Below are 1012 nucleotides of genomic sequence, written 5' to 3'. Positions count from 1 at the left end.
TATCAACTCGGCGGTGGACGCCACTGGTGCTGCGTTCGAGAACCTGCAACTGGGCGGCAACGCTTCGGTTCAAGTCACCGACACCCTCGACGAAGTGGTGGCCAAACTGACCGCCACCCCTTCGGTGACCGAAGGCGGTGAGATCACCTACACCATCACCCTGACCAACAAAGATGGTCTGCCGATCAACAACCACAGTGCATTGACCTTCACACTGAGCGACGGCAAAACCGTCATCACCGTGCCGGCCAACGGTACCGTGGGTACTGCCACCGTGACTGCCCCGGACAACGTCTACGTCGGTACCAACGACCCTGTCGTGATGTCGATCGCTACCGTTGAAGGTGCGGACGTTGGCAAGTTCGAGCAACTGACGCTGGACAAGACCCCGGTCAGCACGTCGGTGACCGACGAGCCAGGTACGCCGGGCAACGAAGGCGACTTGGTCAAAGTCACCATCACGGCCGACCAGACCTCGGTGGCCGAGAACGTCAAACCGACCTTCACTGTGCACGTCAACCAGCCACTGGCCCACGACCTGGTCGTGACCCTGAGCAACAATGCCCAGGTCACCATCAAGGCCGGTGAAACCAGCGCGCCGTACACCCACGACGCGCAAGGCGATGACGTCTATCAGGACGCTGGCCAGATCAGCTTGGGCATCAACTCGGCGGTGGACGCCACTGGTGCTGCGTTCGAAAACCTGGAATTGGGCGGCAACGCTTCGGTTCAAGTGACCGACACCACCGACGAAGTCGTGGCCAAGCTGACCGCGACCCCGTCGGTCACTGAAGGCGGCGAGATTACCTACACCATCACCCTGACCAACAAAGACGGTCTGCCGATCAACAACCACAGTGCATTGACCTTCACACTGAGCGACGGCAAAACCGTCATCACCGTGCCGGCCAACGGTACCGTGGGTACTGCCACTGTCACTGCCCCGGACAACGTCTACGTCGGTACCAACGACCCTGTCGTGATGTCGATCGCAACCGTTGAAGGTGCGGAC

General features: G+C 60.5%; 1 protein-coding gene. It reads left to right on the top strand.

Features of this window, described 5'->3' with window-relative positions; translation table 11 throughout:
- Positions 1 to 1012, top strand: a 1012-nt coding sequence (locus V7787_RS52835; protein WP_336095456.1) for an immunoglobulin-like domain-containing protein, incomplete at both ends; no start/stop codon positions are given.

This window comes from Pseudomonas sp. CGJS7 (assembly GCF_036961695.1).
Note: the sequence above shows the minus strand (reverse complement) of the source record. Positions and strands in the feature narration are given on the sequence as shown.